The following is a 24,702-nucleotide window of genomic DNA, read 5'->3' on the forward strand; positions in this document are numbered from 1 at the left end:
CCCGATGCGCCTGCGCTGGTTAAAGCGCAGACGACTTTCCGTACTTCTCTATCAGCGCAGATTGACCAGCGTCTGCATGATCTGGTCCTGCGTCTTGATCGTCTGCGCGTTGGCTTGATAGTTGCGCTGCGCGGTGATCATGTTGACCAGTTCTTCGGTCAGGTCCACGTTCGATTCCTCGATGCGCGACGACTGCACCGAACCCAGGCCGCTGCTGCCCGGCGTGCTGGTCATCGGCACACCGGAGTCGGCAGTTTCCGCCCACTGGTTGTCGCCGAGATTCTGCAGTCCGTTCGGATTGGCGAAGTTGGACAGGATGACCTGGCCCAGTGCCTGAACCTGGCCGTTCGTGTAACGGCCGACGATCATGCCGCCGTCGCCGACGCTGAAATCGACCAGCATGCCGGAGGCATAACCGTTCGGCAGCTGCTTGGACAAGGCGAATTCGCCTGCCAGCTGCTGCGTGCCGGTCGGATTCAGCGTGACGTTGAACGGCGTGGTCGCACCGGTCGTCACGTCCAGCGGAATCGTCATCGGATCGGGCGTGGTGCCGGTCAGCGCGCCGCCGTTGCCGCTGAATGTCATCGTGCCGATCAGGCCTTGCGGTGTGGAACCGGTATCGACCGCCGCGTCGTCGTTGGTGGCATAGACGCTCCACTGGTTCGGGCCGGTCTTCACGTAGAAGGTTTTCAGCTGATGCGTATTGCCGAGGCTGTCATACACCGGTGCGGTGGTTGCATGCGTATAGGTATTCGGATCGGTCGGATCGAAGTCGGCCGGATCCAGCGCGTCTTCGCGCGAATCCAGTTTCACCTGCAGATCGTAGGTATCGGTCGCGCGCGGCGCCATGTCGCCCTTGTTGATGACGATATCGGTCGGCGTACCGGTCTGGATCACGCCGTTGGCATCGGCCAGAAAGCCGGTCAGGCGCGCGCCCGATGCGCTGATGATGTAGCCTTCCTTGGTCGGCAGGAACTGACCGTTGCGCGTGTAGCTGATCGCCCCGTTGTTGTTCAGACGGAAGAAGCCGTTGCCGTTGATCGCCATGTCGAGCGGATTGTCGGAGGCGGTGACGTTACCCTGGCTGAACAGCTGCGCGACGCGCGAGACCTGCGTGCCGATGCCGATCTGCGATGCGCCCGAACCCAGCAACGTGCTGGCGTAGATATCCGAGAACTGCACCTGCGACTGCTTGAAACCGACGGTGGCAGCATTGGCGACGTTGTTGCCAATTGCTTCCAGGCTCTTGGATGCGGCGTCCAGTCCGCTCAAACCTTGTTGAAAACTCATGTTGTTTCTCCCGGGTTAGCTGCCGTTGAATTAAAGAATCTGATGGATATCGGAATAATCGAGCGCGCCGAGTCCCGGCACGTTGATCTTCATGCCGTCCGAACCCATGCTGACCGTCGTCACCATGCCGAACTGCAGTTCTTCCACACTGACGTTGTTGCCGTTCAGGCTGGCCTGTACTTCGAACGTATAGTTGCCATCGGGCGCATCGCTGCCGTCGGCCATCTTGCCGTCCCACAGCAGCGGGATCGATCCGGCTTTTTGCGCGCCGAGATCCAGCGTCTGCACGACATTGCCGGATTCATCCTTGATGGTCAGCGTGGCACTGTCGACATCCTGCGGGAAATTCGCTCCCAGCAGCGCCTGCCCTTCGGACAGCGCCATCTTGTCGCCCGATGCCAGCACGCCATGGCCGATCAGCGATGCCGCCTGCATCGACTGGCCGGACTGGAACGTACCGATCAGCGATTGCAGCGTCGTGTTGACCTTGTCGATACCGGTCACCGTCGACAGCTGCGCCAGCTGGCTCGTCATCTGCGAATTGTCCATCGGGTTCAGCGGATCCTGGTTCTGCATCTGCGTGAGCAGCAGCGTCATGAAGCGATCCTGGATGTCTTCCACATCCGACTTGCTTCCCGACGTCTTCGGGCTCATTGCATCGACCCAGGACGGTGCCGTCGTATCGTTGGTCACTGCACTCATTGTTCTTCCCCTTATCGATTACTGACCAAGCGTCAGTGTTTTGAGCAGCATCGTCTTGGCCGTGTTCATGGTCTCGACGTTGTTCTGATAGGAACGCGAGGCGGAAATCATGTTGACCATTTCCTCCACCACGTTCACGTTCGGCATGGCGACGTTGCCGTTCTCGTCGGCCGCCGGATTCTTCGGATCGAACACCATCTTCAGCGGCGACGTATCCTCGACCACGCGATCGACGCGCACGGCGGTGGCCGTGGCGTTGTTCATCGGAATCGCCTTGAACTCGACCTGCTTGGCGCGATAGGTCTTGCCGTCGGCGCTGGTGGTGCTTTCCGCATTGGCGAGGTTGCTGGAAACGACGTTCAGGCGCTGGCTCTGCGCGCTCATTGCCGAACCGGATACATTGAAGATATTGAATAGCGACATGATTATTGCCCCTGGATTGCGGTGAGCATGCCCTTGATCTTGGAAGAAGCCAGTGTCAGGCTCGCTTCATAGCGCATCGCGTTGTCCATGAATTTATTCTGCTGCACGTCCATGTCGACGGTGTTGCCGTCGATGTTGCCTTGCTGCGGCGTGTCGTACTGAATGCGCGCGCCGCCCATTGTCGGCAGGGCTTTCGGCGCCATATGATTGGCTGCCGTCTTCACCAGCTCGCCCGGCGCGGCGGTGCCGCCGGTACTGCGGGCGATTGCACCTTGCAATGCCTTGTTAAAATCGACATCGCGCGCCTTGTAGTTCGGCGTATCCGCATTCGCGATGTTCGATGCCAGCAATTGCTGGCGCTGCGCGCGCATGCTCAGCGCCGTTTCCTGGAATCGCAACAGATCGTCAAGTTTGCTCATTGCACCTCCGGCCTAGATGTCCCGGGCCGTTTCCGAACCCAGTATGGATTTGTATAGCGTGGACTATACGGAGGCCGCCATCGCTCCCATCAAACGATAAGAAGACCAAAATCCATGCTATTCCCGGCTTTACCTGACGACCGGATCGGTACCATGATCGTCGAATGAAACCACGGAATCTCATGAACGCTTTCCTCGCCCTGTCGATCGCCACCGCCGGACTCGCCGCGCAACTCGCGTTCGCGCAGACGGCCGAACCGCCGCGCCAGGATATCGGCGCGCTGAAGCAGACGGTCGAACAATTTCTGCAGAAACAGGCAATCGGCCTGCCGGGAGAAATCGCGGTCGAGGTCGGCTCCGTCGATCCGCGCATGAGGTTGCCGGCCTGCCCGCAACCGCAGGCGTTCCTGCCGCGCGGAAACCGGGCATGGGGCAAGACCACGGTTGGCGTACGCTGCACGGCCCCCTCCAACTGGACCGTCTATATCGCGGCCCGCGTCGGCGTGCGCAGCGAATACGTCGTCGCCACCGTTCCGCTGGCACAAGGACAAACCATCACGGAAGGCGATCTCGCCAAGGTAAAAGGCGATCTGACCGCCATGCCGCCGGGCATCGTCACCGACACCTCTCAGGCAATCGGCCGAACGGTCGCATCATCGGTCGCCGTCGGTGCGCCGTTAAGGCAGGATGCGCTGCGTACGCAGCAGGCGATCCGACAGGGACAAGCCGTCAGAATCGTGTTGAATGGCGCAGGCTTCAGTGTGAGCAGCGAAGCGCGCGCCTTGAATAACGCCAATGAAGGACAGTTGACGCAGGTCCGCACAGCCAGTGGTGAAGTAATCAGCGGAATCGCGAAACTGGGCGGCATCGTGGAAATGACATTTTAAATTTCCACGCAGAAATCTTACTTAAAAGATAAGTAGTTAAATTTTACGATCCCTCCATTTAGGTCTAAAGTTTAGTGGGATAACGCCGTTAGACTGATCAGAGATAGGCGTTTTGCCGCAAACATATGGAGCAAGTCGTGAAAATTGATGACGCAAGCAAGAAAATCGCCGGTGTAGGCGTGAATGCGACGCAAACCCGTGCAGGCAAAGGCCCGGACAAGGCCGATGCTGCAGGGAAAGCATCGTCCGACAATGTGACGCTGTCGGCCGAAGCCAAGGCTCTCACCAGCCAGGCATCGGCTTCCGGCGTCTTCGATTCGAAGAAAGTGGACGAGATCAAGGCAGCCATTGCCAACGGTCAATTCCAGGTCGACGCGGAACGCGTAGCCGATGGATTGATGGATACGGTAAAGGACCTGATCTCAACCCGGAAAGGTTGAAATGAAATCGTTCGGCGCCAGCCCCGAAGACAGTCTGCACCAGGAACACGAAACAATCCGCACCCTGACACAACTGCTGAAGCTGGAACAGGAACACCTGATTGCCGCCGATATCGACGGCATCGCCGATCTGACCGAACCGAAAGCCCAGGCCACCGCCCGCATGGCGGAACTGGCCGCACAGCGCCACACCGCCCTCGCCGCCCTCGGCTGCGAAGCTTCCGAAACAGGCATGCAAGCCTGGCTGCAGACTTCCAACGCTTCCCAAACGGCCAATCAATCCTGGCAGGAACTGATCGAAATGGCCCGCGTCGCCAAGGAACTCAACCGCGTCAACGGCACGCTGATCAACAAGCAGATGGTACGCAACAAGAGCATGCTGAACATCCTTCAGCACGGCAGCCCGCAAGGCAACCAGTTCTACGGTCCCGATGGACAGACATCGGGCAAGTCGACAGTGCGCCACATCGTCGCCTGACGCTCGACGTCCACGACACTTCCGAAAAAAGAAACGGCGAGCATCTCTGCTCGCCGTTTTTCATTCATTCGCGTTATCCGTCACGCCTATATTGACCGTTTCTACTATCGCCTGCGCGGCGCATAGATATCGCGCCCTGCCTCGTCGATCTGCTGACGCAGCATGCGTCTTTCATCCGGCGAAAGCCGCTCGCCGCGGCGCGGCTGCCGATAGGCATCGCGATCGTTGTTGAAACGGCGGTTATCCATCTCGCGTCGATTGTCGTTCTGCCGCTGCCGATTGTCCTGCGCGAAAAATCCGCCATACGAGGGATGCTGATAACGCGACTGCGCCAGTGCCGAAGCACCCGCAGTCAAGCCCGCCACCAGCAGCAAAATCATTCCTCGTCTTTTCAATGTAATATTCATCTCGTCGTTTCGCGGCCTTTGCGAAGACATGTTCCGTATAAGAAGTGTAGGCCGCTTTGTCTCCGTCCCTAAGTGCATTTCCGTAAAGGATGTAACACTTTGTAATGTCTTCCTTCCCCATCGTATCGCCTGAGGATTTCTGACGTTACCATAGCAACATGAATACGACAAATGCCACCATGAAGGAAGCACCGCACACCACCAATACGCATCAGACGAAAATTCTCGTCGTCGATGACGATCTGCGCCTGCGCGATCTGCTGCGCCGCTACCTGTCGGAACAGGGATTCAATGTCGTGACGGCAGAGAACGCACAGACGATGAACAAGCTCTGGCTGCGTGAACGCTATGACCTGCTGGTGCTCGACCTGATGCTGCCCGGCGAGGACGGGCTGTCGATCTGCCGCCGCTTGCGCGGTGCCGGCGACAAGACGCCCATCATCATGCTGACCGCCAAGGGCGAAGACGTCGACCGCATCGTCGGTCTCGAAATGGGTGCCGACGACTATCTGGCCAAACCTTTCAATCCGCGCGAACTGGTCGCACGCATCGGTGCCGTGCTGCGCCGCATCGGTCCCGATGAATTGCCGGGCGCGCCATCGGAAACGCCGCAGACCTTCACCTTCGGCGACTTCGTACTCGACCTCGGCACACGCACGCTGAAAAAGAACGGTGAGACCATCTCGCTGACGACCGGCGAATTCTCGGTACTGAAAGTATTTGCCCGTCATGCACGCCAGCCGCTATCGCGTGAAAAGCTGATGGAACTGGCGCGCGGCCGCGAATACGAAGTCTTCGATCGCAGCCTGGACGTGCAGATCTCGCGCCTGCGCAAGCTGATTGAACCGGACCCCTCGACGCCGCTGTATATCCAGACCGTCTGGGGCCTCGGCTATGTTTTCATCCCGGAAGGCAAGCCGCGCTGATCGGCATACCTTCATGCAAGAAATACCGTAGCGCCGCCAAAGGGAACGCATGCCCTCTTCCTCGCCCAACAGACTGAGCTGGATGAAAAGCGGCCTGTTCTGGCGCACCTTCTTCCTGCTCGCCTTCTTCATCGCCGCCAGCATGGCGGCCTGGGTCGCCAGCTACCGCATCGTCGAACAGACGCCGCGCGCCAACCAGATCGCGGCGCAAGTCGTTTCCATTGTCACGATCACTCGCGCAGCACTGACGCACTCGGCGCCCGATCTGCGCCGCGAACTGCTGTTCGATCTTTCGAGCAACGAGGGCCTGCGCGTCTATCCGCTGGAATCTACCGACCGCGTCAAACCGCCGGCTGCAAGCCGCATGATGGAAACCATCGAGGGCAATGTGCGCGCCGCACTCGGCGAAGACACGCGTTTTGCACGCACCGTCAACGATGTCGCCGGCTTCTGGGTCAGCTTCATGATTGCCGACGACGAATACTGGCTGATGCTCGACCGCGAACGTGTCGAAGGCAGTTCAGGTGTGCAATGGCTTGGCTGGGGTGCCGTCACGCTGCTGCTGTCGCTGCTGGGGGCATTGATGATTTCGGGCCTGATCAATCAGCCGCTGGCACGCCTTACCGCAGCCGCACGCGCCGTCGCCAACGGCCAACGGCCCGCTCCCTTGCCCGAGCGCGGGCCGACTGAGGTACGCGAAGCCAATCTCAGCTTCAATCACATGGTCGACGACCTGGAGCGCGTCGAATCCGATCGTGCCGTCGTGCTCGCCGGCATTTCGCACGATCTGCGCACGCCGCTGGCGCGCATGCAGCTGGAACTGGAAATGGCCAAACTGCCCGAAGCCGCACATCAGGGCATGCAATCCGATCTGGAACAAATGGATGCGATCATCGGTCAGTTTCTCGACTATGCAAGGCCGACCGACAGTACGCAATTCGTGCAGGTCGACCTATCATCGCTGATGCAGCAGACGGCACAGGAAATATCCCGCCTGCAGAATGTGCATGTTCATGTGGAAATCGACGACCATGCATCGATCATGGCCAATCCGGTGGACATTACCCGCATCGTCAATAATCTCGTCGAGAATGCACGCCGTTACGGAAGGAAAAAAGGCGACGAACGCGTAGACATCGATCTCAGCTGCCGGCTCGACGGCGATCGGGTTCTGCTCGAGATAGCCGATCATGGAGACGGCGTACCTGAGGAAGAAATCGATCGTCTACTGCGGCCATTCACACGCATGGACCAGGCGCGCGGCCAGGCCAATGGTGCCGGTCTTGGGCTGGCAATCGTCGACCGTATCGTGCGCCGTCATGGCGGCAAGCTCCAGCTGTCCAATCGCAAGGGCGGCGGCTTGCTGATCAGGATCAGCTTCGCCAACGCAAAGAAACGGCATTGACGACAGCGCCGCGCGCCACTCCTCTCTATTTCATCGCATTGCAGGCACAAAAAAAAACGCACATCGATGATGTGCGTTTTTTTTTGCATGGTACTTAAATCAGGCGCGTTCGTCCTTGACTTCCGTCACCACGCCTTCGATGACATCGCCCTGTGCCGGGCGACGGTAGTAGGCGCGCTCTGCCGCCTCGCGTGCAGCCTTCAGCGCATTGCGCTTTTTGAACAGCAGCACCGGAATCAGCAACCAGCTGAGCAGCAGAACCGCCACCACGACAAGCAGACCCACGACCAGCAGCAGACCCAGCATCAACCAGGCGAACAGGCGCGACAAAAAGCTGCCGGATTGTCCACGACGAAACATTTGTTGCCAACCATTGATCTGCTGACTGAAGAAAAAAGATGCCATGAGTAAGATTGCTCCTTCTGTAGGAACGCGCAACGATTCTTGGGTAATCGGCGCGTATCGCATGCCTTTACGTACTATGCGTCAATACGACGCATGCTGCAATAGCTGGCGATGCTTTTTGGAAAATCAATAGCCGCCACGCATAAAACATTGCCATTTCAATTTGGCATTTTGCTATGCAATTGCCAGCCTGGCACTGGTGCGCAGCAGATGCGAACGATTCGCAATGAAAAGATTGCACTTCTGCCGTGCCGCCGACACGCGATCCCGGCATCAATCCCGGCGATAAATCAGTGCCACGGCTTCCGCCGCCATGCCTTCTTCTCGCCCGAGATAACCCAGCTTCTCGTTGGTCTTGGCCTTGATGTTGACCTGTCCGGTCGTCACGCCGAGATCGGCCGCAATGTTCGCGATCATCTGCGGAATATGCGGTGCCATCTTCGGCCGCTGCGCGATGATCGTCGCATCGATATTACCGATGCCGTAGCCGGCCGCCATCACGCGCTTGGCCGCCTCGCGCAGCAATACGCGCGAATCGGCGCCGGCATATTCGGCTGCCGTGTCCGGAAAGTGCCGCCCAATGTCGCCAAGGCCGGCCGCACCGAACAGCGCATCGGTAATCGCGTGCAGCAGCACATCCGCGTCGGAATGGCCCAGCAGGCCGGTCGCATGCGGAATCGTCACGCCGCCGATGATCAACTGGCGGCCTTCGACCAGCGCATGGCAGTCGTATCCCTGTCCGATACGAAACGGCTGGAAATTGCTCGGTACGTTGCTCATGCCAATCCCTTCAAATAAAGCTCCGCCAATGCCACATCATGCGGCAGCGTCACCTTGAAATTGCGCGCGCTGCCTTCGACCAGCAACGGCTTCAATCCGAGCGCTTCTACCGCGCTCGCCTCGTCCGTCACGCTGCCAGCCTGTACCAGTGCGCGTCGCAGCAAAGCATAACGGAACATCTGCGGCGTCTGCGCTGCCCACAAACGTTCGCGCGATACAGTTTCAACGGCACGACCATCCGCGCCTTCGCGCTTCAAGGTATCGACGACCGGCAAAGCCAGCAATCCTCCCGTTGCATCGTCATGCACGGCATCGATCAATTTCCCGATCAAGCCGGCATCAATGCCGGGTCTCGCCGCATCGTGCACCAGTATCCAGTCTTCGTCGTCAACGTGTTCACGTATCGCCGCCAGCCCGTTCAGCACTGAATGGTGACGCGTTTCTGCGCCCACGCGCAGCACCGTCAGGCGCGTGCCTGCATCGCCGATTTCTTTCAGTACCGTATCAATGTATTCGTCGTCCCGGCCGACTACCACGAAAACATGCGCGATCTGCTCATCGCAGGCGAAAACGGACAATACGTGCGACAGCATCGCCCTGTCGGCAATGCGCACATACTGTTTCGGCATCGCCGCGCCCAGGCGCGCGCCGACACCAGCCGCCGGTATCAAAGCAAAATAACGGGATACGGTCATCGACGAAAGTGCAAACGGAATAATGGAAAGGGAACGGCCGGCGAAAAGCAGCAGAACCGGGAGGCGCTTGTGCGGAAAAACGGCGATGGAACTTCGTTGGCAGGAAGTGCCCGACCGACCGGAACGAGGGCTTGGTTTATAATCGCACCAACCTTTTTCACTGTCAAATCAAGCGCATGCGTTCACGGATGCATGTGTCTTCCATGATCGCTGACGGTTCCCGATCTCGCTGCTTGATGTCCCTAGCCCTTAAAAAATCCCTTCCCAAACCCGGCACCCGTTTCGTTCTGCCTGCGCTGCACGGTTCCGCGGATGCCTATGCGCTGGCCCAGGCAGCCATCGAGCTGAAATCGCAGAAACGCATGCTGGCCATCGTCGCCGCCAGTCCGGCCGATGCACAACGCCTGCTGACCGAAATCCCCTGGTTCGCCGCCGGCGAGAGCGACAAGTTGCGCTGCCACCTGCTGCCCGACTGGGAAACCTTGCCCTACGATGCCTTCTCGCCGCATCAGGATCTCGTATCGGAAAGACTCGCCACGCTGTATGAAGTGCAAACCGGCCAGTGCGACGTATTGATCGTGCCGGCAACCACTGCACTGTTGCGCATGGCACCGCCCTCCTTCCTGGCGTCGTATACCTTCTTCTTCAAGCAGGGCGAAACGCTGGACGAAGCACGCTTGAAGACGCAGCTGCAACTGGCCGGCTACACACCGGTCAAGCAGGTGATGTCGCCCGGCGAATATTCGGTGCGCGGTGGCCTGATCGACCTGTTCCCTATGGGTTCGCCGCTGCCTTACCGCATCGACCTGTTCGGCGACACGATCGAGACCATCCGCACCTTCGACGCAGACACGCAGCGTTCGCTGTATCCGGTAAGAGAAGTGCGTCTGCTGCCGGCACGCGAGTTCCCGATGGATGAAGAGGCGCGCACCGCCTTCCGTGGCCGCTGGCGCGAAGTGTTCGAAGGCGATCCATCGCGCGCCGTCATCTACAAGGACATCGGCAACGGCATCGCGTCCGCCGGCATCGAATACTATCTGCCGCTGTTCTTCGAACAGACCAGCATGCTGTTCGACTATCTGCCGGAAGATGCGACGTTCGCGCTGATCGGCGATATCGACGACGCGATCCAGCGCTTCTGGAACGACACGCAATCGCGCTATCGCTTCCTGAAATCGGATCGCGAACGCCCCGTGCTGGCGCCGGAACATATCTTCCTGTCGGTCGAACAGTTCTACACGCAGGCCAAACCGTTCGGCCGCTGGATTCTCCAGAAAGCCGCCGAAGCATCCGAGCTATCCGCACCGCTACCGGACATTGCCGTCAATCGCCGTGCCGACGATCCGCTCGTCAATCTGCGCAGTTATTTGTTGCAAACCGGCAAGCGCGTATTGATCTGTGCCGAAACCGCCGGTCGCCGCGAAACGCTGCTGCAATACTTCAACGAATACGACCTGTCGCTGCCGCTGGCTGAAGGCTTTTCCGATTTCGCCGCAGGCACCGACAAGATCATGCTCGGCATCGCGCCGCTGCACGCCGGATTCCAACTGGACGACGATGCGGCGAACCTCGCCTTTGTCACCGAAACCGAGCTGTACGCCGGTTCCGGCCGCCGCGCCGGCAGCAAAAAACAGGAAGGCGCGACGCAGGTCGACGCGATGGTGCGCGACCTGTCCGAACTGAAGATCGGCGATCCGGTCGTCCACGCCAACCACGGTATCGGCCGCTACATGGGCCTGATCAGCATGGATCTCGGTGAAGGCGAGACCGAATTCCTGCATCTCGAATACGCGAAGGAAACCAAGCTCTACGTGCCTGTCTCGCAGTTGCATGTGATCTCGCGCTATTCCGGCGCAGCGCCAGACGATGCACCGCTGCACACGCTCGGTTCCGGCCAGTGGGAAAAAGCCAAGCGACGCGCCGCCGAGAAGATTCGCGACACCGCCGCCGAACTGCTGAACCTGTACGCGCGCCGCGCACTGCGCGAAGGCCATGCCTTCCAGTATTCGGCACACGATTACGAACGTTTCGCCGACAGCTTCGGCTTCGACGAAACGCCGGACCAGCAGGAAGCCATCAACAACGTCATGCGCGACATGACGAGCGGCAAGCCGATGGATAGACTCGTCTGCGGCGATGTCGGTTTCGGCAAGACCGAAGTTGCATTGCGTGCCGCCTTCATCGCCGTGATGGGCGGCAAGCAGGTCGCGATCCTCGCGCCGACCACGCTGCTGGCCGAGCAGCATGCACAGACCTTCGCCGACCGCTTCGCCGACTGGCCGGTGCGCATCGCCGAACTGTCGCGCTTCCGCACCGGCAAGGAAATCGCCAACGCGGTCAAGGGCATGGCCGACGGTACGCTGGATATCGTGATCGGCACGCACAAGCTGCTGTCGCCGGAAGTGAAGTTTTCGCGCCTCGGCCTCGTCATCATCGACGAGGAACATCGCTTCGGCGTGCGCCAGAAGGAAGCACTGAAAGCATTGCGCGCCGAAGTCGATGTGCTGACGCTGACCGCGACGCCGATTCCGCGCACGCTGGGCATGGCGCTGGAAGGCCTGCGCGATTTTTCGATTATCGCCACCGCGCCGCAGAAGCGGCTGGCGATCAAGACCTTCGTGCGCAGCGAGAACGACTCCGTGATCCGCGAAGCCTGCCTGCGCGAACTGAAGCGCGGCGGCCAGGTGTACTTCCTGCACAACGAAGTCGAAACGATCGAGAACCGCAAGGCGATGCTGGAAGAACTGCTGCCCGAGGCACGCATCGCCGTCGCACACGGCCAGATGCACGAACGCGACCTGGAAAAGGTGATGCGCGATTTCGTCGCGCAGCGTTTCAATGTGTTGCTGTGCACGACCATCATCGAAACCGGCATCGACGTGCCAACCGCCAACACCATCATCATGCACCGCGCCGACAAGTTCGGTCTGGCACAGTTGCACCAGTTGCGCGGCCGCGTCGGCCGCTCGCACCACCAGGCCTACGCCTATCTGCTGGTGCACGATGTGCAAGGATTGACGCGGCAGGCACAACGCCGGCTGGATGCCATCCAGCAGATGGAAGAACTCGGCAGCGGCTTCTATCTCGCAATGCACGATCTGGAAATCCGCGGCGCCGGCGAAGTGCTGGGCGAAAGCCAGTCCGGCGAGATGACCGAGATCGGCTTCCAGCTGTATTCGGACATGCTGAACGAAGCCGTGCGCGCGCTGAAGAACGGCAAGGAGCCGGATCTGGCCGCCCCGCTGTCCACCACCACCGAGATCAACCTGCACGTGCCGGCGCTGCTGCCGGAAAACTATTGCGGCGACGTGCACGAACGGCTGTCGATCTACAAACGTCTGGCAAACTGTGCGACAAACGATGCCATCAGCGACCTGCAGGAAGAGTTGATCGACCGTTTCGGCAAGATGCCGGAGCCGGCACAGGCACTGGTGGAAACGCACCGGTTGCGCGTGGCAGCCAAGCCGGTCGGCATCATCAAGATTGACGCACATGCCGAATCGGCGACGCTGCAGTTCGAACCGAATCCGCCGATCGACGGCATGCGCATCATCGAGCTGGTGCAGAAGAACCGCCACATCAAGCTGAACGGCCAGGACAAGCTGCGCATCGCCGCCGCCATGCCCGATCTGGCGGCACGCGTCGCGCAGGTGCGCGGCACGATACGCGCATTGACGGCATGACGGGCATTCGCATCATACGAACCAACATTCATTCGCATCAATCGGAACACCCATGGATCTCATCCTGCAAGGACTGACAACGCAACGCAGCACCATCGAGCAAATCGCCGGACTGGCACGCTCGCGCGTGGTCGTTGCGGTCGGCGAACATGCCTATCGTTGCGAAGGCATTTCCTACAATGACGAAGTGAAAGCGCAGATCGACGTTGCCGCCTGGGCGGCGCAACTCGACTATGCCTTCATCGAACGCGGCCGTTCGCTGGGCGATTTCAAGTTGCTCGTCATGGACATGGATTCGACGCTGATCACGATCGAATGCATCGACGAAATCGCCGACATGCAAGGGCTGAAACCGCAAGTCGCCGCGATCACCGAGGCAGCGATGCGCGGCGAGATCGAATTCCGCGAAAGTCTGATGCGTCGCGTTGCGCTGCTGGAAGGTTTGGATGCAAACGCGCTGCAGCGCGTCTATGACGAGCGCCTGCAACTGTCGCCGGGCGCAGAGCGCATGCTTGCCGCGGTCAAAGCCGCTGGCATGAAGACGCTGCTGGTCTCCGGCGGCTTCACCTTCTTCACCGACCGCATGCAGCAGCGGCTCGGACTGGACTACACGCATTCCAACCGGCTGGAGATCGTCGACGGCAAGCTGACCGGCAAACTGACCGGCGACATCGTCGATGCCGACGAAAAGAAACGCACAGTCGAACGCGTCTGCGCCGAAATGGGTATCCAGCCGGCGCAAGCCATCGTCATGGGCGATGGCGCCAACGACCTGAAAATGATGGGCATCGCCGGCCTGTCGGTCGCCTTCCGCGCCAAACCGGTGGTACGGCAACAGGCCGATGTCACCCTGAATTTCGTCGGTCTGGATGGATTGCTGCAATTGCTCGACAAGCGTTGATCTGGCATCAGACATTTTCTGAAGAAAATGCCATTTCTTTCATGCTAAATTGACGCGTATCAGATCTCGCAAACGGTTCGGGACGTGGGGTAAGAAATCATTTGCTTCCACATGGAGATCGCTCTCTGGAGATACCGGCACCCGTCATGACCGAATTTCTCAATCCAGCGCAAACCCTGCGAGATCCATCGGCTAACCGGCACATTCTTTACGGCATATCCCTGTTCTTTTTAGGCTTGTCTACCAGCCTTTACACCGCTTGTGCAGCGGCGCAGCAACCGCTGGAATTGAATGTTTCGGCCAATACCATTCAAAAGCGCGCAAATGGCGTGCTGTCGCTGATGGCATATTCGGTGGTTCCCGATCTGGCCAGCAGTTCACTCTCCATTCAGGACAGCTCTTCCCACGACACCACCATCAACATGGTGCAGTTCGCCGGTGGCGCAACCATCAGCAAAAGCCTGCCCTTGTATCTCGAGGGAGGCTTTGCACTCAGCCGCTACGATCCGCAATTTGTCGCCAGTGCCGGCACCGACCAGCGCACGCTACCCTTCAAATGGAACAGCATCACCGGCACGGCAGGTGTCGGATGGGATTTTCCCGTCGCGGAAGATCTTGTGCTGCGCCCCATTTTCAATTTTGCGCTGGGCCGGGTCGAAAGTGATCTGGCGCTGGGCAACCTGATTCTCGGCTACCGGACCGGGCGCAGCTTCGACTTCCTTGAGAACGGTCATTTGAATGCCTACGGACTCGGTGGCTCGTTGATGCTGGATTACGAGCATTACCGGAAAGATTACGAAGTCGATGTCGAGCTGCGTTACACCGACATCGAGCTGAGAAGCTTCGGCGGCGCGGATTCCATCCAGGGTTCGGCCGACGCCCGTACCGCAAGCCTGTGGACACGCTATCGTGCGCCGACCGGCATTACGATGCTGGATCGTCCGCTGCGCTATGTTCTGGAATTTTCCCACTCGCACTACCTCGGCAGCCAGGCCGGCATTCTAGGATTCGATTATCTTTCCACCATCGGTGCCGGTTTCGAGCTTGATTCCAGCGCCTACGACGTTTATGTCACCAGAACTCGTCTAGTGATGCGCTACATGTTCGGGGACGATGTATCGGGCGTCTCGCTGGGTCTGGCGCTCAGCTTCTAAATATTCCCGGCTTGCCGATATCCGGCTTCGTGCATCACCTGTCGATTTCATTCCGCTCCAAACTGCTCGTGCACGCAGATACGATGTACACCGCACTCCATAGGATTCGAGGCATCTCGCCACTGCCCTGATACGCTTTTTCACCGAGTGCAAATCTGCACCACCGGCTTCCCCGTTTTTCTGCCATCCGCCCCGATGCAATGCCGCAGTCCATTTTGCTTACATGGTGCTTACAAAATTGGTTCGCGCGTTGCTTTTAACGTGCGCAGCAGAACATTTCATCGGTCGCGCAATTTTATTCATCTTTTCGCATTGCTTCTGCCTCAATAATCGGGGGCGGCATTGCATGCCGAGGCACACATACAAGCAGATATAAAAACAATCTGTACGCCTACTATAAAAAGGAGCAGACAAAATGGTATGGCAACAAGTCTATGACCCGTTGAACAGTTTCGCACTGTCCACACTGGTCGCCGGGATTCCGGTGGCCGTTCTTCTGATTTCCCTCGCCTTCTTCCACATGAAAGCGCATCTGGCAGCCGGTCTGGCGTTGCTGGTGGGCATTTGCGTGGCCGCCTTCGTGTTTGGCATGCCGGTCGCAATGGCCGGCAAGGCGGCGGGGCTGGGCATCATTTCCGGCCTGTTCCCGATCGGCTGGATCGTGCTCAATATTATTTTCCTGCACAGGCTGACAACGCAGAACGGCTATTTCAAGGTGCTCCAGGATAGCGTCGGCAGCATCACCGAAGACCGCCGCCTGCAGCTGCTGCTGGTGGCCTTCTGCTTCGGCGCCTTCTTCGAAGGTGCCGCCGGCTTCGGTACGCCGGTCGCGGTGACGGGTGCGATCCTGATCGGCCTCGGCTTCTCGCCGCTGGCAGCATCGGGCCTTGCACTGATCGCCAATACCGCGCCGGTTGCCTACGGCGCACTGGGCGCACCGGTCATCGCCTTGTCCGCCGTGACAGGTCTCGACCTGCATCACCTGTCGGCAATGATCGGCCGCCAGTTGCCGTTCTTCTCGGTGATCGTGCCGTTCTGGCTGATCTGGGCTTTTGCCGGTTTCCGCGGCATGCGCGAAATCTGGCCGGCCATTCTGGTGGCGGGCGTATCGTTCGCGATTCCGCAATTCCTCGTCTCCAACTTCCACGGCCCCTGGCTGGTGGACGTCATCGCCTCGCTGGTGTCGATGGGCTGCCTGACGCTGTTCCTGAAAGTCTGGCAACCGAAGAAGGTCTGGACCTCGACCGCTCTCGGCAAACATCCGGACAACTCGGCAGCCGACGTGAAACCGGAGGAAATCAACGTCAACGGCGGCGGTGCCGCAGCAATCAGCAAGGCACGCGCATGGATGCCATGGATCATCCTGTCGGTATTCGTCTTCCTGTGGGGCACGCCGTTCTTCAAGAAATTCGTCGACTCGATCTGGGCCTTGAAAGTAGCGATCCCCGGCCTCGACCACATGGTCATGAAAATGCCGCCGGTGGTACATGAGCCGATCATCGAGGGCGCTGTCTTCAACTTCAACGTGCTGTCGATGGCGGGCACCGGCATTCTGGTTTCGTCCATCGTCGCCGGCCTGGCCATGGGTTATTCGGTCAAGCGGCTGTTCGTCGAATACTGGGAGACGATCAAACTGGTGCGTTTCTCGCTGTTGACGATCTGCGCGATGTTCGGCGTCGGCTACCTGACCCGCTACTCCGGCCTGGATGCGACACTGGGCTTGGCGTTTGCACAGACCGGTGTGCTGTATCCGATGTTCGGCACATTGCTCGGCTGGCTGGGCGTGGCGCTGACCGGTTCCGATACCGCATCCAACGTGCTGTTCGGCAGCCTGCAGAAAACCACAGCGGAACAGCTCGGCCTGAATCCCGTGCTGATGGCCGCAGCCAACAGCTCCGGCGGCGTGATGGGCAAGATGATCGATGCACAGTCGATCGTCGTGGCGTCCACGGCAACCAAATGGTACGGCCACGAGGGCGACATCCTGCGCTACGTGTTCTTCCACTCGATCGCGCTGGCGGTGCTGGTCGGTCTGCTGGTTACCTTGCAGGCATACGTCTCGCCATTCACGCAGATGGTCGTTCACTAAGAACGCTCGGGGAACGCCCCGATCACGAAAAGCCCGGACTTCGCTCCGGGCTTTTTTCATGTGCGCCTCATGTACAACTCATGCTTGATGCAAGGATACCGATATCGAACTGTTGCCGAACTGTTGGTTAGAATGACGGCATCTTCCCGACGACATCAGACAAGGAGACGCGACATGAACCAACTCGTCCTCGATTCGCGCCTGCAATCGGCCAAGAGCCTCGCATGGTGGCTGTACATCGCGCATGGCGCCAGCCTGCTCTTTTCGCTCGGCATGTTTTCCTTCATTCCGCTGATCATCAACTACGTCAAGCGCGACGATGCGGCGGATACCTTCGTCTACAGCCATCACGGCTGGCAGATTCGCTCGTTCTGGTGGTATCTGGTGTGGATGACGCTGGGCTGCATCTTGTTCCTGACCGTGGTCGGCATTCCTGCCGCCTTCCTGGTCTGGGCGCTGGCATGGCTGTGGAAACTGTACCGGCTGATCAAGGGCATCGTCGATCTGAACGACAACAAACCAATGCCGTAAGCGATTCGACGACACAAAAAAAGCATCCGTAATGGATGCTTTTTCTTTAGACACACGCTGTTTTGCAGCTGTCCTACAACTGGCCCAACGCCTGTTCGATATCCGCGATCAGATCGCGCGTGTCTTCGAGGCCGATATTGAAGCGCACCAGTTGCCCGCGATGCGGCCAGCTCTCGCGCATGGATTTCATCCGGTACGGCACGCACAGGCTGTGCGCGCCGCCCCAGCTGAAACCGATACCGAACAGTTTCAGTGCATCGACGAAGCGATCGGTCTGCTCTTCCGTATAACGCGCATCGAACAATACCGAGAACAAACCGCCGGCGCCGCTGAAATCACGCTTCCACAATGCATGCCCCGGGCATCCCGGCAATGCCGGATGCAGCACAGTATCGATTTCAGGCCGCTGCTTCAGCCATGCGGCGACCTCGCGCGCAGCGGCATCGTGCGCCTCGAAGCGCAGCTTCAGCGTCGGCAGGTTGCGCAATACAAGATAACAGTCGTCGGCACCGACACCGAATCCCAGCCGCATGTGCGCGGATTCCAGCTTGTGGTTCAACTCGTCGTTGTTCGTGATGACAGCGCCCATCAGCACGTCCGAACCGCCGGACTGATACTTGGTCAGCGCCTGCATGACAATATCGGCGCCCAGATCGAAGGCCGGCAAGGCAATGCCGGCTGACCAGGTATTGTCCAGCGCAACCGGCACATTCTTCGCATGCGCCGCAGCGCAGATCGCACGCAGATCCGGCACTTCCATCGACACCGAACCTGGCGCCTCCGTCCAGACCAGTCGTGTATTCGGACGAATCAACGCGCCGATGCCATCGCCGATCAGCGGATCGTAATAGCGGGCCGTGATGCCGTAATCCTGTGTCAGCCAGTTGCCGAGTTCGCGGCTGGGGCCGTAGACGTTGTCGGGCAACAGTACATCGTCGCCCGTCTTCAGCAGCGCGAAATTGACCATTGCGATCGCCGCCAGTCCGCTGGGAGCGAGGCGGCAATGCCTGCCATTTTCGATAGCGGCCAGCCGCGCTTCCAGCGTGAATGTGGTGGGCGTGCCGTGCAGGCCGTAGGTGTAGCCGCTCTTGTTTTGCCAGTTGCGCGCACGCATCGCGGCAACGCTGTCGAACAGCACCGTCGACGCGTGATGAATGGCCTGGGGAAACGCGCCAAAACCGTCCGGCGCCTGGTAATCGTGATGCAGCAGCGTAGTCTGGAAAGATGGACGATCGTCGGACACAGATACCTCCATGGTTCGTTCCGGTTTATCTTGTGCCGGTTGCCTTTTTCGCAGGAGCCGGCGCGCTGGTCGACAGGACTTTCAGCACGAACGGCCGTGTGATGCTGAAGTCGGCGGAAGTCCAGTTGCCGCTCAGCGTATCGCCTTCCAGCTTGCCGTCCCACTGGCCGGAAATATCCTTGCCGTTTTCGGATTCTTCGAGAAGCAGCGCATCGCCCTCGCCATCGCCGGCCAGCAGCACCTTCTGCGAACTGCCGAAAATGAAATACTCGCCTTCCAGTCCTTCATCGGCCGGATTTTTCGGGCGGATGCTCAACTGTACCTGCTTGTCGCCCAGCGTGCCGCGAAACACCATCGGCTTGCCGAACAACTGCGGCGGCGGTTCAGCCGACTGCAACGGTGCAGATACCGAAGCAGGTGTCGACACTGGTGTCGATACATCGGCAGCGTGTGCACCCGCCGCTGCCAACAACAGCGGAACAATAGCGGCGATGCGACGCACGGCCGTCATGCTTCCGCCCACAGATCGTGCGCATCGGCCGCTGTGATTCGCACATCGACGAATTCGCCGACCTGCAGGCGGCGATGCGGCTCATACGGCGCTTTCACATAGACGACGCCATCGATTTCCGGTGCATCGGCTGCTGTACGACCGACTGCACCGCCGGTGCGCTCGACTTCGTCGATCAGCACGCGCATCGTCTTGCCGACCTTGGCCTGCAAGCGCTTCTTCGAAATTTCTTCCTGCAACAGCATCACGCGACCGCGACGCTCTTCACGCACTTCTTCCGGCACGGCATTCGGCAGATCGTTGGCCGTCGCTCCTTCGACCGGCGAATAGGCAAAGCAGCCGAGACGATCGATTTCCGCCTCTTTCAGGAAATCCAGCAGGTATTCGAATTCGGCTTCGGTCTCGCCGGGGAAGCCGGCGATGAAAGTCGAGCGGATCGTAATATCGGGGCACATCGCGCGCCAGGCCTGGATGCGTTCGATGTTCTTCTCGCCGCTGGCCGGGCGCTTCATCCGTTTCAGTACATCCGGATGCGCATGCTGCAGCGGCACATCCAGATACGGCAGGATTTTTCCTTCGGCCATCAGCGGCATCACCTGATCGACGTGCGGATACGGATAGACGTAGTGCAGGCGAATCCACGCGCCGTATTGCGCGGCCAGTTCGCCCAGTGCTTCGGCCAGTTGCGTCATGTGCGTCCTGAGCGGACGGCCGTTCCAGAAGCCGGTACGGAATTTCACATCGACGCCGTAGGCGCTGGTGTCCTGCGAAATTACCAGCAACTCCTTGACGCCGGACTTGAACAGGTTCTCCGCTTCCAGCATCACGTCAGCCACCGGGCGCGAAACAAGATCGCCGCGCATCGACGGGATGATGCAGAAGCTGCAGCGATGGTTGCAGCCTTCGGAAATCTTCAGGTAGGCAAAGTGCTTGGGAGTGAGCTTGACACCCTGCGGCGGCAGCAGATCGATGAATGGTGCGTGCGGCTTGGGCATATGCGTGTGCACGGCATCCATCACTTCGCCCAGTGCATGCGGGCCGGTGACGGCCAGAACCTTCGGATGCACCTTGGTGATGATGTCGTCGCCGTCGGCATCCTTCTTCGCGCCCAGGCAGCCGGTCACGATGACCTTGCCGTTCTCGTTCAGCGCTTCGCCGATCGCATCCAGCGATTCCTGCACGGCGGCATCAATGAAGCCGCAGGTGTTGACGATAACCAGATCGGCGCCGTCGTAGGATTTGGCGGTGTCGTAGCCTTCGGCGCGCAACTGCGTCAGGATCTGTTCGGAATCGACCAGCGCCTTCGGACATCCGAGCGAAACGAAGCCGATTTTGGGTGCGGTCTGGGTTACGTTGGTCATGGAGAAACAGGCAGAAACGGGAACAGGAACGGGCAAAAACCCGGGGATAAATACGAATCCGCTATTGTACCCGTTCGGCCGGCCGCAAACCTGTACCGGCCTGCAGAACGACGCCGCGCCGGAGGCCGCGACTGCTTATCGTTTGCTGGTCGTTCGCCTGCTGGCGAGTTGACGTCGATTCAACGCCGCTCCACCGCCAATTCGATGCTTACTTGCCGTTTTGTTCAGCCGTTGCGCTGAGGGCAAAACCGCCGAACATGTTCTGCGATTGCGTCTGCATCTGTTCCTGCATCTGCACGAACAGATTCTTGCTCTGCTCGATGTAGTTGCTCATCATGCCCTGCATCATCGGTCCCTGCACATTCATGAACTGGGACCAGATTTCTGGATTGAGTGGCTTGTCGTCGCCCAGCTCCTTCGAGCTTTCGTTGAGCCGGTTCTGGATGTCGATGAATGCCTGGATGTTCTTTTCCAGATAAGCGCTCATCATGCCTTGCATCTCGTGGCCGTAATAGCGGATGATTTCCGCCAGCGCCGGAACCGAGAACATCGGCGTACTGCTTGCTTCTTCTTCCAGGATGATCTGCAGCAGGATGCTGCGCGTCAGGTCTTCACCGGTCTTGGCATCGTTCACCGTGAAGGCTTCGTTGTCGCGCACCAGCTGCTTGACATCGGACAGCGTGATGTAGGAACTCGTTTGCGTATCGTACAGGCGGCGGTTCGGGTACTTCTTGATCAAACGTTCGGGAATTTTCTTTGCACTCGTCATCAGGATTTCCAGCTTGCTGCACCGTAATCGCGGCGCAGACTTGAATGAACGGGGAAAGCGAACGAGGTTCACTAAGGGAGGCCATTATAGTGCGGAAAAACAAGGGTTTACGCAATGCTTGTCGTATCGCCCACATTCCTTTTATATGCGAAGGATGACATTGTTGCCCTTTCCATCACGGCTGCCATCGCGTATCGTGAGGCATCCTTCAATCGTCTCCATTCCGGCATTTCGCATGCATATTGTCGCCATCGCCTGGATTTATGTCGCTTTCATGATGGCAATTACCGAGACATCGGCAGTTGCCGCCGTCATGACTTTTCTGCTGTACGGATTATTGCCGGTATCTATACTTGTCTATCTGACAGGCGGCGCACGACGTCGACGCAAACGACATTTGCAAGCGTTGCAGGAAAACAGCAGGAAAGATGCGACCGAGCAGGAAGAAATGCAGCAATCGCCGCAGCAAACGGAAACAGAACGCTAGCGCAGCCAAATCAGTGCCGCCATTCGGCCGGTGAAACCGTCGCGGCGATAGGAGTAAAAACGCTCGGCATCGGTCACCGTGCAAAAATCGCCGCCGGCCACATGCATCACACCCTGCGCCGCCAGGATCTGTCGGGCCAATCGATAGATGTCGGCCAGATATTTTCCGCTGCGCCCGGCGATCGGACGGAACGCATCGATCGCCGTCGCATCCTTCGCCGTGAAAGCCTGCAGTACGTCTTCGCCGACTTCGAACTGTTCGGGGCCGATCGCCGGTCCCAGCCAGGCATGCAATTCCTCGCCGCCCGCCTTGCGCATGCGTTCCACCGTATGTTCCAGCACACCGCCGGCCAAACCGCGCCAGCCTGCATGCGCGGCACCAACAACACGACCGTAGGCATCGGCCAGCAGTACCGGCAGACAATCCGCCGTCATGATCGCGCACACTGTGCCGCGCTGCGTGGCGATGCTGGCATCGGCCTGCGATGCATTGGCGACACGCGCCGCATCGACCACATCGGTGCCGTGCACTTGCGTCAGCCATGCCGGCTCCGACGGTACATGATCGAGCAGCAGCGAACGATTGGCCATCACGTTGTGCGGGCTGTCGCCGACATGCAATCCGAGATTCAAGCCGCACTTGCCGGAAACGTCGCCGTAAGGGCCGCTGCTGACGCCGCCGCTGCGCACGGTCATCAGCACGCCGACGATGTCGGAAGAAATCGACCAGTCGGGCACGATGGGGGTCATGGCGGCGGATGCGTCACGTAATGTTGGAAATGCCGGCGCGCTCCAGCAGAGCGGCAAAATCCTGCGGCAATGCGGATGTCCATTCGCATGCCGCGCCGGAAGCCGGGTGATTCAGGCCAAGACGTTGCGCATGCAAGGCCTGGCGCGGGAATACCGATGCCAGATGCTGCTTGCCGTACAGCGCATCGCCGACCAGCGAAAAACCGATCGACTGCATGTGCACGCGAATCTGGTGCGTACGCCCGGTTTCCAGCTGGCACCGAACCAGACTGACCGGACGGCCATCGAGCGCGCCGGTCGCAAGCCGTTCGAAACGCGTTGCCGCAGGCTTGGCAAGCAAGCTGTTCGACACCGCCATTCGGATGCGATCGCGCGGGTGACGTGCGATCGCCGCCTCTATCCTGCCGGACAGATTGGGCGTGCCCCACACCAGCGCCAGATATTCGCGCTTGACCGTGCGCGCCTGCAACTGGCGCACCAGATCGGTTTGCGCGACCAGCGTCTTCGCCACCACCATCAGGCCGCTCGTGTCCTTGTCGAGACGATGAACGATGCCGGCACGCGGCACACCGGCCAGTGCGGGCAGATGATGCAGCAAACCATTGAGCAATGTGCCGGACCAGTTGCCGGCCGCAGGATGCACAACCAGCCCGGCCGGCTTGTCAATGACAAGCATCGCGGCATCCTCATAAGCGATCTGCAAGTCCATCGCTTCGGCCGTGTAGGCCAGTTCTTCGGGTGCCGGTTGCGGCGCAATGATGACCGTCTCGTCACCATACAGCGTCATCTTCGGCTTGGCGACTTCGCCGTCGATACGCACATGGCCGTCTTCTATCCACTGCTGCAAGCGGCTGCGCGAATACTGCGGAACGCGCGCGGAAAGCACCTTGTCCAAGCGGATGCCGCAATCGTCCGACGTCAGCGTCAGTTCTATCGGAGAAATATCGGCGGCGGAAGCATCGGCATCGTCGCTGCCGTCCCAGTCGCCATCGGGCAGCTCACTGCCATTTACATCCATTTCAATCGGGTTCACCGGCGATCCCATCGGCTATAATCATCCATTGTCCAGCGGCCTGCCGCGAAATCCGTGCAAAACCAAATGCGAAAAATCATCCCTCTCGTACTAGCCCTGCTGCTTACCGCCTGCAGCAGTTTCGATCAGGTCGACGAAACCAAGAACTGGTCGCCCTCGAGATTATACTCGGAGGCCCGCGACGAACTGAACGCGCTCAACTATGAAAGAGCCATCGATCTCCTCGAAAAACTGGAGTCCCGCTACCCGTTCGGTACCTATGCGCAACAGGCGCAGATGGAAATCGCCTACGCCTACTATCGCCAGGGCGACCAGCCGCAGGCACTGGCTGCCGTCGAGCGCTTCATCAAGCTGCATCCGGATCATCCGAACGTCGATTACATGTATTACCTGCGCGGCCTGATCAACTTCAACGACCGCACCAGCATTTTCGACTTCCTGTCGCGCCAGGACATGACCGAGCGCGACCCGAAAGCGGCACGCGAGGCATTCGATTCGTTCAAGCTGCTGGTCGATCGCTTTCCCAACAGCAAATACGCACCGGACGCCGAAGCCCGCCTCGCCTATCTGGTCAATGGCATGGCGCAGTACAACGTGCACGTCGCCGACTACTATTATCGGCGCGGCGCCTATCTGGCGGCCGTCAATCGTGCACAGGCTGCGGTACGAGACTATCCCAATACGCCGGCCACAGAAGAAGCGCTGTTCATCATGATGAAATCCTACGATGCGTTGAACCTGCCACAACTGCGCGACGATACCGAGCGCGTGCTGCGCCTGAACTTCCCGGACAGCATCTACTTCAAAGGCGGCAAGACGATCGAGAAACCGTGGTGGCAGATCTGGTGATTCGGTCGACTGACCAGCAAAAAGCCCCGCAGTGCGGGGCTTTTTCATTGCGACGTTCATTGCGACGTCTCACCGGCATCCCGCC

At 59.4% G+C, this 24,702-nt stretch carries 26 protein-coding genes; 12 read left to right on the plus strand and 14 right to left on the minus strand.

Translation table 11 applies throughout. The features are described from left to right. Window positions 1-51 precede the first annotated feature (51 nt). Genes flgE through flgB form a run of 4 tightly spaced genes read right to left on the minus strand, consistent with a single transcriptional unit; the run spans window position 52 to window position 2,834 of the window. Complete coding sequence (gene flgE, locus IEV40_RS01190) at window positions 52-1,290, minus strand: flagellar hook protein FlgE (RefSeq protein WP_188419147.1); 1,239 nt, start codon at window positions 1,288-1,290, stop codon at window positions 52-54. Between the two features lie 30 nt (window positions 1,291-1,320). Further along, window positions 1,321-1,992, minus strand: coding sequence for a flagellar hook assembly protein FlgD (locus IEV40_RS01195; RefSeq protein WP_188419148.1), 672 nt, complete (start codon window positions 1,990-1,992; stop codon window positions 1,321-1,323). A gap of 18 nt (window positions 1,993-2,010) precedes the next feature. Beyond that, window positions 2,011-2,415 carry a flagellar basal body rod protein FlgC gene (flgC, locus tag IEV40_RS01200; protein WP_188419149.1) on the minus strand — a complete coding sequence of 135 codons (405 nt, stop codon included), beginning with the start codon at window positions 2,413-2,415 and terminating at the stop codon, window positions 2,011-2,013. 2 nt (window positions 2,416-2,417) lie between these two features. Then, window positions 2,418-2,834 (minus strand): flagellar basal body rod protein FlgB, encoded by a 417-nt coding sequence (gene flgB, locus IEV40_RS01205; protein ID WP_188419150.1) that lies wholly within the window; start codon window positions 2,832-2,834, stop codon window positions 2,418-2,420. A gap of 182 nt (window positions 2,835-3,016) precedes the next feature. Between flgB and flgA the strand changes: the two genes are divergently transcribed. The 3 genes from flgA (at window position 3,017) to IEV40_RS01220 (ending at window position 4,639) form a co-directional block, all read left to right on the plus strand. Further along, window positions 3,017-3,721, plus strand: coding sequence for a flagellar basal body P-ring formation chaperone FlgA (gene flgA, locus IEV40_RS01210; protein ID WP_188419151.1), 705 nt, complete (start codon window positions 3,017-3,019; stop codon window positions 3,719-3,721). Between the two features lie 137 nt (window positions 3,722-3,858). Further along, window positions 3,859-4,161, plus strand: coding sequence for a flagellar biosynthesis anti-sigma factor FlgM (flgM, locus tag IEV40_RS01215; protein ID WP_188419152.1), 303 nt, complete (start codon window positions 3,859-3,861; stop codon window positions 4,159-4,161). 1 nt (window position 4,162) lies between these two features. Then, entirely contained in the window at window positions 4,163-4,639 is a 477-nt protein-coding gene (locus tag IEV40_RS01220; RefSeq protein ID WP_188419153.1) for a flagella synthesis protein FlgN, read from the plus strand. A 104-nt stretch (window positions 4,640-4,743) separates the two neighbouring features. On the opposite strand, the gene IEV40_RS01225 is transcribed toward IEV40_RS01220, so the two are convergent. Beyond that, a complete protein-coding gene (locus IEV40_RS01225; RefSeq protein ID WP_229723899.1) occupies window positions 4,744-5,019 on the minus strand; it encodes a hypothetical protein in 276 nt (91 codons plus the stop codon). Between the two features lie 185 nt (window positions 5,020-5,204). Between IEV40_RS01225 and ompR the strand changes: the two genes are divergently transcribed. Further along, window positions 5,205-5,972 carry an osmolarity response regulator transcription factor OmpR gene (ompR, locus tag IEV40_RS01230; protein ID WP_229723900.1) on the plus strand — a complete coding sequence of 256 codons (768 nt, stop codon included), beginning with the start codon at window positions 5,205-5,207 and terminating at the stop codon, window positions 5,970-5,972. Between the two features lie 49 nt (window positions 5,973-6,021). Then, window positions 6,022-7,377, plus strand: a complete 1,356-nt coding sequence (locus IEV40_RS01235) for a sensor histidine kinase family protein (protein WP_188419155.1) — start codon at window positions 6,022-6,024, stop codon at window positions 7,375-7,377. Between the two features lie 99 nt (window positions 7,378-7,476). Here the strand turns inward: IEV40_RS01235 and IEV40_RS01240 are convergent, their stop codons facing one another. From IEV40_RS01240 to ispD, 3 genes are all read right to left on the minus strand, one after another. Then, the gene (locus IEV40_RS01240) at window positions 7,477-7,782 is read right to left on the minus strand and encodes a hypothetical protein (RefSeq protein WP_188419156.1); all 306 of its coding nucleotides are present in this window, start codon (window positions 7,780-7,782) and stop codon (window positions 7,477-7,479) included. Window positions 7,783-8,055: 273 nt separating this feature from the next. Further along, window positions 8,056-8,562, minus strand: a complete 507-nt coding sequence (gene ispF, locus IEV40_RS01245; protein WP_188419157.1) for a 2-C-methyl-D-erythritol 2,4-cyclodiphosphate synthase — start codon at window positions 8,560-8,562, stop codon at window positions 8,056-8,058. Beyond that, window positions 8,559-9,257 (minus strand): 2-C-methyl-D-erythritol 4-phosphate cytidylyltransferase, encoded by a 699-nt coding sequence (gene ispD / locus IEV40_RS01250; protein ID WP_188419158.1) that lies wholly within the window; start codon window positions 9,255-9,257, stop codon window positions 8,559-8,561. Before ispD ends, ispF begins: the two co-directional genes overlap by 4 nt. A 236-nt stretch (window positions 9,258-9,493) precedes the next feature. Here ispD and mfd point away from each other — a divergent pair, with 236 nt between their 5' ends. From mfd to IEV40_RS01275, 5 genes are all read left to right on the plus strand, one after another. Continuing rightward, complete coding sequence (gene mfd, locus IEV40_RS01255) at window positions 9,494-12,940, plus strand: transcription-repair coupling factor (RefSeq protein WP_188419159.1); 3,447 nt, start codon at window positions 9,494-9,496, stop codon at window positions 12,938-12,940. Window positions 12,941-12,992: 52 nt separating this feature from the next. Beyond that, a complete protein-coding gene (serB, locus tag IEV40_RS01260) occupies window positions 12,993-13,841 on the plus strand; it encodes a phosphoserine phosphatase SerB (protein ID WP_188419160.1) in 849 nt (282 codons plus the stop codon). Window positions 13,842-13,987: 146 nt separating this feature from the next. Then, window positions 13,988-14,995, plus strand: coding sequence for an autotransporter domain-containing protein (locus IEV40_RS01265; protein ID WP_229723901.1), 1,008 nt, complete (start codon window positions 13,988-13,990; stop codon window positions 14,993-14,995). Between the two features lie 415 nt (window positions 14,996-15,410). After that, window positions 15,411-17,084, plus strand: a complete 1,674-nt coding sequence (locus IEV40_RS01270; RefSeq protein WP_188419161.1) for an L-lactate permease — start codon at window positions 15,411-15,413, stop codon at window positions 17,082-17,084. Window positions 17,085-17,258: 174 nt separating this feature from the next. Beyond that, entirely contained in the window at window positions 17,259-17,615 is a 357-nt protein-coding gene (locus IEV40_RS01275; RefSeq protein ID WP_188419162.1) for a DUF4870 family protein, read from the plus strand. Between the two features lie 73 nt (window positions 17,616-17,688). Here the strand turns inward: IEV40_RS01275 and IEV40_RS01280 are convergent, their stop codons facing one another. From IEV40_RS01280 to phaR, 4 genes are all read right to left on the minus strand, one after another. Continuing rightward, window positions 17,689-18,870 carry a cystathionine beta-lyase gene (locus IEV40_RS01280; protein ID WP_188419163.1) on the minus strand — a complete coding sequence of 394 codons (1,182 nt, stop codon included), beginning with the start codon at window positions 18,868-18,870 and terminating at the stop codon, window positions 17,689-17,691. A 13-nt stretch (window positions 18,871-18,883) separates the two neighbouring features. Next, on the minus strand, window positions 18,884-19,360 hold the full coding sequence (locus tag IEV40_RS01285; protein ID WP_188419164.1) for a hypothetical protein: 477 nt from the start codon (window positions 19,358-19,360) through the stop codon (window positions 18,884-18,886). Window positions 19,361-19,365: 5 nt separating this feature from the next. Then, window positions 19,366-20,730: a 30S ribosomal protein S12 methylthiotransferase RimO gene (gene rimO / locus IEV40_RS01290; protein WP_188419165.1), complete on the minus strand. Its 1,365-nt coding sequence runs from the start codon at window positions 20,728-20,730 to the stop codon at window positions 19,366-19,368. Window positions 20,731-20,938: 208 nt separating this feature from the next. Then, window positions 20,939-21,499: a polyhydroxyalkanoate synthesis repressor PhaR gene (gene phaR / locus IEV40_RS01295; protein WP_188419166.1), complete on the minus strand. Its 561-nt coding sequence runs from the start codon at window positions 21,497-21,499 to the stop codon at window positions 20,939-20,941. 13 nt (window positions 21,500-21,512) lie between these two features. Here phaR and IEV40_RS14730 point away from each other — a divergent pair, with 13 nt between their 5' ends. Beyond that, the gene (locus IEV40_RS14730; protein WP_188420031.1) at window positions 21,513-21,986 is read left to right on the plus strand and encodes a hypothetical protein; all 474 of its coding nucleotides are present in this window, start codon (window positions 21,513-21,515) and stop codon (window positions 21,984-21,986) included. Here the strand turns inward: IEV40_RS14730 and pgeF are convergent. Together pgeF and IEV40_RS01310 are read right to left on the minus strand one after the other, a co-directional pair. After that, complete coding sequence (gene pgeF, locus IEV40_RS01305) at window positions 21,983-22,735, minus strand: peptidoglycan editing factor PgeF (RefSeq protein ID WP_188419167.1); 753 nt, start codon at window positions 22,733-22,735, stop codon at window positions 21,983-21,985. The two genes, IEV40_RS14730 and pgeF, sit on opposite strands and share 4 nt — an antisense overlap. A 13-nt stretch (window positions 22,736-22,748) precedes the next feature. Beyond that, on the minus strand, window positions 22,749-23,753 hold the full coding sequence (locus IEV40_RS01310; RefSeq protein WP_229723965.1) for an RluA family pseudouridine synthase: 1,005 nt from the start codon (window positions 23,751-23,753) through the stop codon (window positions 22,749-22,751). A 69-nt stretch (window positions 23,754-23,822) separates the two neighbouring features. On the opposite strand from IEV40_RS01310, the gene IEV40_RS01315 reads away from it, so the two are divergent. Beyond that, window positions 23,823-24,617: an outer membrane protein assembly factor BamD gene (locus IEV40_RS01315; protein ID WP_371870021.1), complete on the plus strand. Its 795-nt coding sequence runs from the start codon at window positions 23,823-23,825 to the stop codon at window positions 24,615-24,617. The last annotated feature ends 85 nt before the right edge of the window (window positions 24,618-24,702 follow it).

The organism is Oxalicibacterium solurbis, from assembly GCF_014635845.1.
Taxonomy (GTDB): domain Bacteria; phylum Pseudomonadota; class Gammaproteobacteria; order Burkholderiales; family Burkholderiaceae_D; genus Oxalicibacterium; species Oxalicibacterium solurbis.